Annotated in this window: 6 protein-coding genes; all 6 read left to right on the plus strand. The window is 63.5% G+C overall.

Features of this window, described 5'->3' with window-relative positions; all coding sequences use genetic code 11:
* Positions 1-49: 49 nt before the first annotated feature.
* On the plus strand, positions 50-1,303 hold the full coding sequence (locus tag EOA23_RS11035) for an ABC transporter substrate-binding protein (protein ID WP_126059542.1): 1,254 nt from the start codon (positions 50-52) through the stop codon (positions 1,301-1,303).
* Between the two features lie 126 nt (positions 1,304-1,429).
* Positions 1,430-2,389, plus strand: a complete 960-nt coding sequence (locus tag EOA23_RS11040) for a sugar ABC transporter permease (RefSeq protein ID WP_126059541.1) — start codon at positions 1,430-1,432, stop codon at positions 2,387-2,389.
* Positions 2,386-3,330: a carbohydrate ABC transporter permease gene (locus tag EOA23_RS11045; protein WP_127304072.1), complete on the plus strand. Its 945-nt coding sequence runs from the start codon at positions 2,386-2,388 to the stop codon at positions 3,328-3,330. Before EOA23_RS11040 ends, EOA23_RS11045 begins: the two co-directional genes overlap by 4 nt.
* A 21-nt stretch (positions 3,331-3,351) precedes the next feature.
* A complete protein-coding gene (locus EOA23_RS11050) occupies positions 3,352-4,467 on the plus strand; it encodes an ABC transporter ATP-binding protein (protein ID WP_127304074.1) in 1,116 nt (371 codons plus the stop codon).
* A 61-nt stretch (positions 4,468-4,528) separates the two neighbouring features.
* On the plus strand, positions 4,529-6,025 hold the full coding sequence (locus EOA23_RS11055; RefSeq protein ID WP_127304076.1) for a GMC family oxidoreductase: 1,497 nt from the start codon (positions 4,529-4,531) through the stop codon (positions 6,023-6,025).
* 208 nt (positions 6,026-6,233) lie between these two features.
* Positions 6,234-6,449 (plus strand): SDR family NAD(P)-dependent oxidoreductase (locus tag EOA23_RS11065; protein ID WP_127304078.1); only part of this gene is annotated, 216 nt, incomplete at its 3' end.

Consider the following 6,449-nt stretch of genomic DNA (forward strand, 5'->3'; position numbering starts at 1 on the left):
CCCCGGCGGACACCCGCCGGTTATGTGAATGCAACAAGGGAGGTAGTACATGTTGCGCAAACTGCTTATCGGAACGGCTCTTGCGACGAGCTTTGCGTTCTCGGCGCATGCCGCGGACGTCAAGGAAGTGCAGATGCTTCATTGGTGGACGTCGGGCGGCGAAGCGGCTGCCCTGAACGTGCTGAAGCAGGATCTGGCCAAGGAAGGTTATGCCTGGAAGGACGTGCCGGTGGCCGGCGGCGGCGGCGACGCGGCCATGACCGCGCTGAAGGCGATGGTCGCGGCCGGCAACTACCCGACCGCCTCGCAGATGCTCGGCTACACCGTGCTCGACTATGCCGCCGCCGGCGTCATGGGCGACCTGACGGAAACCGCGAAAAAGGAAGGCTGGGACAAGTCGGTTCCGGCCGCCCTGCAGAAGTTCTCGGTCTATGACGGCAAGTGGGTTGCCGCTCCGGTCAACGTCCACTCCGTCAACTGGCTGTGGATCAACAAGGCGGTGATGGACAAGATCGGCGGCACCGAGCCGAAGACCTTCGACGACTTCGTCGCATTGCTCGACAAGGCCAAGGCTGCCGGCGTCATCCCGCTCGCGCTGGGCGGCCAGAACTGGCAGGAAGCCACCATGTTCGACTCGGTCGTGCTGTCGACCGGCGGGCCGGAGTTCTACAAGAAGGCGATGAACGACCTCGATGAGGACTCGCTCAAGTCCGACACGATGAAGAAGTCGTTCGACAACCTCGCCAAGCTGGTCAAATATGTGGACCCGAACTTCTCGGGCCGCGACTGGAACCTCGCCACCGCCATGGTCATCAAGGGCGACGCGCTGGTTCAGGTGATGGGCGACTGGGCCAAGGGCGAGTTCCACGCCGCCAACAAGACCCCGGGCACCGACTTCCTCTGCTACCGCTTCCCGGGCACCGACGGCTCGGTGATCTACAACTCCGACATGTTCGGCATGTTCAACGTCCCGGAGGATCGCAAGGCCGCCCAGGTCGCGCTGGCCACCGCCACTTTGTCGAAGAGCTTCCAGTCGGCCTTCAACGTGGTGAAGGGTTCGGTCCCGGCCCGCACCGACGTGCCGGACACCGACTTCGACGCTTGCGGCAAGAAGGGCATCGCCGACCTGAAGAAGGCCAACGAAGGCGGCACGCTGTTCGGCTCGCTGGCGCAGGGCTATGGCGCTCCGCCGGCCGTCGCCAACGCCTACAAGGACGTCGTGTCGAAATTCGTCCATGGTCAGATCAAGAGCTCCGACGAGGCCGTGACCGAGCTGGTCAAGGCGATCGACGACGCGAAGTAAGCTTCGCTTGAACTCAGGTCTCCCCCGCTTCGGCGGGGGAGGTCTTCCTGTCGACGAAAGGTGCGGGACAACCCTGGTGCGTTTTCGCGCCGGGCGGTTTCCGACCAACCGGAACTGGACAAGCCGATGAGCACAGTTGCCGAAACCCAGATCAAGCTGACACCGGAGCACGACGCTCGTCCCGGCGCGTCGGTCCGTTCGCGGCTGCAGGATCTGTTGCCGAAGATCGTTCTGGCGCCGAGCTTCGCGGCGACGATCGTCTTCGTCTACGGCTTCATCCTGTGGACGATCTATCTGTCCTTCACCAATTCCAAGACCTTCCCGTCCTATGCCATCACTGGCCCCCGCGCCTATCAGCGGCTGTGGCGATGGACCTTCGAGAGCGACCCGCCGTCGAGCTGGTACACCTCGATCACCAATATGGGCATTTTCGGCTTCCTCTATATCCTGATCTGCCTGGCGCTCGGCCTGTTCCTGGCCATCCTGCTCGACCAGAAGATCCGCGGCGAAGGCGTGCTGCGCCCGATCTATCTCTACCCGATGGCGCTCTCCTTCATCGTCACCGGCGTCGCCTGGAAATGGTTCCTCGACCCCGGCCTCGGGCTGGAGCAGACGCTGCATCAATGGGGCTGGACGAGCTTCCACTTCGACTGGATCAAGAACAAGGATTTCGTCATCTACACGGTCGTCATCGCCGGCGTCTGGCAGGCTTCCGGCTTCATCATGGCGATGTTCCTGGCCGGCCTGCGCGGCATCGACGGCGAGATCATGAAGGCGGCGCAGATCGACGGGGCTTCCACCTTCCAGCTTTACCGCCGCATCGTCATTCCGCTGCTGCGGCCGGTATTCCTCTCGGCCTTCATCGTGCTCGCGCATCTGGCCATCAAGTCCTATGACCTGGTCGTGGCGCTGACCAGCGGCGGCCCCGGCGGCTCGGCCTGGCTGCCCTCCAACTTCATGTATGAGTTCACTTTCAAGCGCAACGAGATGGCCGTCGGCTCGGCCAGCGCCGTGATCATGCTGATGACCATCACGGCCATTATTGTTCCGTATCTCTATTCCGAGCTCAGGGAGAAGTCGCGATGAGCGCCGTCACTTCACCCGCCCGCCAGGCTTCGAGCGGCATGAGCGCCAGGACGATCAACCGCATCGTCATCTACGGCTTGCTCGCGCTTTTCGCGATCTTCTACCTGATGCCGCTGTTCGTCATGCTGGTGACCTCGTTCAAGACGATGGACGAGATCCAGAACGGCAACATGCTGGCGCTGCCGCATGCGCCGACTTTCGCACCATGGATAAAGGCGTGGAGCGAAGTTTGCTCGGGTCTGACCTGCGTCGGCATGAAGGGCTATTTCTGGAACTCCATCAAGATGGTCGTGCCGGCGGTGCTGATCTCGACGCTGCTTGGCGCGCTTAACGGCTACGTGTTGACCAAATGGCGCTTCCGTGGCCACACGCTGGTCTTCGCGATGATGCTGTTCGCCTGCTTCATCCCGTTCCAGTCGGTGCTGTTGCCGATGGCGACCATTCTCGGCAGCCTCGGACGCTTCGGCGTCACCTTGCAGAACGCCACCGGCTTCAATTTTGGCCTTGGCAATTCGACCGTCAATCTCGTCTTCGTTCACGTGGTCTACGGCCTTGGCTTCACCACGCTTTTCTTCCGCAACTATTACGAAGCCTTCCCGACCGAGTTGATCAAGGCGGCGCAGGTCGACGGCGCCTCCTTCTTCCAGATCTTCCGCCGCATCATGCTGCCCAATTCGCTGCCGATCATCGTTGTGACGGTGATCTACCAGTTCACCAACATCTGGAACGACTTCCTGTTCGCCTCCGCCTATGCCGGCTCCGGCGACGTGATGCCGATGACGGTGGCGCTGAACAATGTCGTCAACACCTCGACCGGCGTCGTCGAGTACAATGTCAACATGGCCGCGGCGATGATCGCCGCGCTCCCCACCCTGATCGTCTACGTCGTCGCCGGCCGCTATTTCGTGCGCGGGCTGATGGCCGGCGCGGTCAAGGGCTGACCCCATTCGGAAGGAACGACCATGGCTTTTCTGGAAATTGATGGGCTGAAGAAGCGCTTCGGGAGCGTCGAGATCCTGAAGGGCATCAATGTCGAGCTCGAAAAGGGCGGCTTCCTGGTGCTGGTCGGCCCGTCCGGCTGCGGCAAGTCCACGCTGCTCAACACCATCGCCGGGCTGGAGCAGATCACCGAGGGTGAGATCCGTGTCGACGGTCGTGCCATCAATGACCTGCATCCTTCGAAGCGCGACATCGCCATGGTGTTCCAGAGCTACGCGCTCTACCCCAACATGACGGTGGCCGGGAACATCGCCTTCGGCATGGAGATGCGCGGTGTGCCGGCGGCCGAGCGCCAGGCGGCTATCGACAAGGTCGCCAAGATCCTGCAGATCGGTCATCTGCTCAACCGCAAGCCCAGCCAGCTTTCCGGAGGCCAGCGCCAGCGCGTCGCCATGGGCCGGGCGCTGGTGCGCGACCCCAAGCTCTTCCTGTTCGACGAGCCGCTCTCCAACCTCGACGCCAAGCTGCGTGTCGACATGCGCATCGAGATCAAGCGACTGCATGCCACCACCGGCACGACCATCGTCTATGTCACCCACGACCAGATCGAGGCGATGACCTTGGCGACCAAGATCGCCGTGATGCGCGACGGCGAAGTGCAGCAATTCGGCACGCCGGCCGAGATCTACAACAACCCTACCAACATCTTCGTCGCCGACTTCATGGGCTCGCCGGCGATGAACCTGATCCCGGCCAAGATCGACGGCAATGGCTCCAGCCTTTCGGTGGTGCTGGACCGCGAGTCGCGCCAGCCGATCGTGCTGCCGATGCCCGGCGCGCCCGCCGGTCTGTCGGCCTTCAAGGACAAGCAGGTCATCTTCGGTGTCCGTCCCGAAGCGCTGACCGATCCGGAAGGCGCGGAACGCAACGGGTCCGCCATCGCTACCGCCGACTGCCACATCGAGGTGGTGGAGCCGGCCGGCTCCGACACCTTCGCGGTCACCAATCTCGGCGGCAAGGGCGTGGTGGCGCGGCTGCGGGCCGATGCCAGGATCCAGCCCGGCACCAGCACGCCCTTGGCCTTCAACCTCAGCAAGGCGGTGTTCTTCGACCCGGCGACCGAGAAGCGCATCCTCTAATGCATGTCGCCCAAAAGTGGGTCCGGTTTTGGGGCAACGACATGCATCAAAACAAAGAACCATGACAAACCCGGATATCGTCATCATCGGCTCCGGCATCGGCGGCGCCACGATCGCCTCCGGCTTGGCCGGCTGCGGCGCCTCGATCCTCATCCTGGAGCGCGGCGAGCCGCTGCCCGCGACACCGCATGCGCGCTCAACGCGATCGATTTTCCTGGACGAGCACTACCGGCCGAAGGAGATGTGGCGCGAGGCTGGCGGGGCCGCCTTCAACCCCGGCAATTACTACTATGTCGGCGGCAATTCGAAATTCTTCGGCGCGGTGCTGATCCGCTACCGCAAGGAGGATTTCTCCGAGCTCGAGCATTTCGGCGGCGTGTCGCCGGCCTGGCCGTTTTCCTACGACGAATTCGAGCCATGGTACTCGAAGGCCGAGCAGCTCTTTCGCGTGCGCGGCACGCTGGGCGAAGATCCGACCGAGCCATTCCATTCCATCCCCTATGCCTTCAAGCCGGTGCCGGACGAGCCGCCGATCGCGCGCGCCCGCGCCGAACTCAAGAGCCTTGGTCTGCATCCGGCATCGCTGCCGCTCGGCGTCGACATCGAGACGTGGCTGAAGGAAGGCAAGACCGGCTGGGACGCCTTCCCCAACACCGGCCAGGGCAAGATCGACGCGCAGACCGGGCCCCTGACGGAAGCGCTGAAGGACCCGAGCATTCGACTGGAAACCGGCGCCCATGTCGACTGGCTCGAAACCGCGCCGGACGGCAAGACGATCGCCGCCATCCACTATACGCAAGATGGCGCGCAAAAGACGGTGTCGCCGAAGCTGGTCATCCTCTCGGCGGGCGCGATCAACTCGGCCGCCATCCTGCTGCGCTCACCCTCGGCGAAAGGCAAAGGCCTCGCCAACAGCTCCGACCAGGTCGGGCGCAATTTCATGAACCACAATTCGAGCGCCATGCTGGCGATCGATCCGCGTCGCCGCAACGACAGCGTCTACCAGAAGACGCTGATGCTCAACGATTACTATCTGTCGGACGGCAAGGGCGGCAAGCCGCTTGGCAATGTGCAGCTGCTCGGCAAGATCGACGGCAACATGCTCAAGGCCAATGTGAAGACGATGCCGAAATTCGTGCTCGACTTCATGGCCGGCCACGCCGTCGACTGGTACCTGATGTGCGAGGACCTGCCCGACCCCGAAAGCCGCATCATGGTCGACGGCATGGAGATCGTCATGCAGTGGCGGCGCTCCAACATGCGGTCGCTGGAAGGGCTGACCAAGGTGATGCGCGAGAACCTGCGCGCCTGCGGTTATCCGATCGTGCTGTCGCGCCCCTTCGACAAGCGCACGCCCTCGCACCAGTGCGGCACGGTGAAGATGGGCAACGACCCGGCCACGTCGCCGCTCGACCCCTTCTGCCGCGCCTGGGATCATCAAAACCTGTTCGTCGTCGACGGCGGCTTCCTGCCGACCTCCGCCGCGGTCAATCCGGCGCTGTCGATCGCGGCGCAGGCGCTGCGGGTTGCTGACTATCTCCGCAGGAGCGAGCTTTGATGCGTCGGCGCCGCCCCTCATCCGCCTGCCGGCACCTTCTCCCCGTAAACGGGGAGAAGAGGACTGGCCGCAACCTCGGCGCTTTTCCTGCGACGCTGGCGATTGGCGAAGGCGTGGACGATTGCGTCCTTCTCCCCGTCTCTATACGGGGAGAAGTGCCCGGCAGGGCGATGAGGGGCAGCACTGACCTCCCCAGGGTCAGTCTCCCATGACCCGCCCCGCAGCCATCGTCACCGGCGGTGCGCGCGGGATCGGGCTCGCCTGCGCCGAGGCATTGGCGGATGCCGGCTTCAACATTCTGGTGGCCGACCTTGCCGAGAAACCCGCTGGCGGACTGCCTAAAAAGATCACCGCGCGCGCCGCGAAGTTTGCCTACCATCGCTGCGATATCGCCGATCTCGCGGGCCACGCCGCGCTCGTTGAC

Source organism: Mesorhizobium sp. M2A.F.Ca.ET.042.01.1.1 (assembly GCF_003997405.1).
Lineage (GTDB): Bacteria > Pseudomonadota > Alphaproteobacteria > Rhizobiales > Rhizobiaceae > Mesorhizobium.

Excerpts from the sequence above, each read along its gene's own strand:
- EOA23_RS11035 (WP_126059542.1), top strand. The coding sequence starts at position 50 with ATGTTGCGCAAACTGCTTATCGGAACGGCTCTTGCGACGAGCTTTGCG.
- EOA23_RS11040 (WP_126059541.1), top strand. The coding sequence starts at position 1,430 with ATGAGCACAGTTGCCGAAACCCAGATCAAGCTGACACCGGAGCACGAC.
- EOA23_RS11045 (WP_127304072.1), top strand. The coding sequence starts at position 2,386 with ATGAGCGCCGTCACTTCACCCGCCCGCCAGGCTTCGAGCGGCATGAGC.
- EOA23_RS11050 (WP_127304074.1), top strand. The coding sequence starts at position 3,352 with ATGGCTTTTCTGGAAATTGATGGGCTGAAGAAGCGCTTCGGGAGCGTC.
- EOA23_RS11055 (WP_127304076.1), top strand. The coding sequence starts at position 4,529 with ATGACAAACCCGGATATCGTCATCATCGGCTCCGGCATCGGCGGCGCC.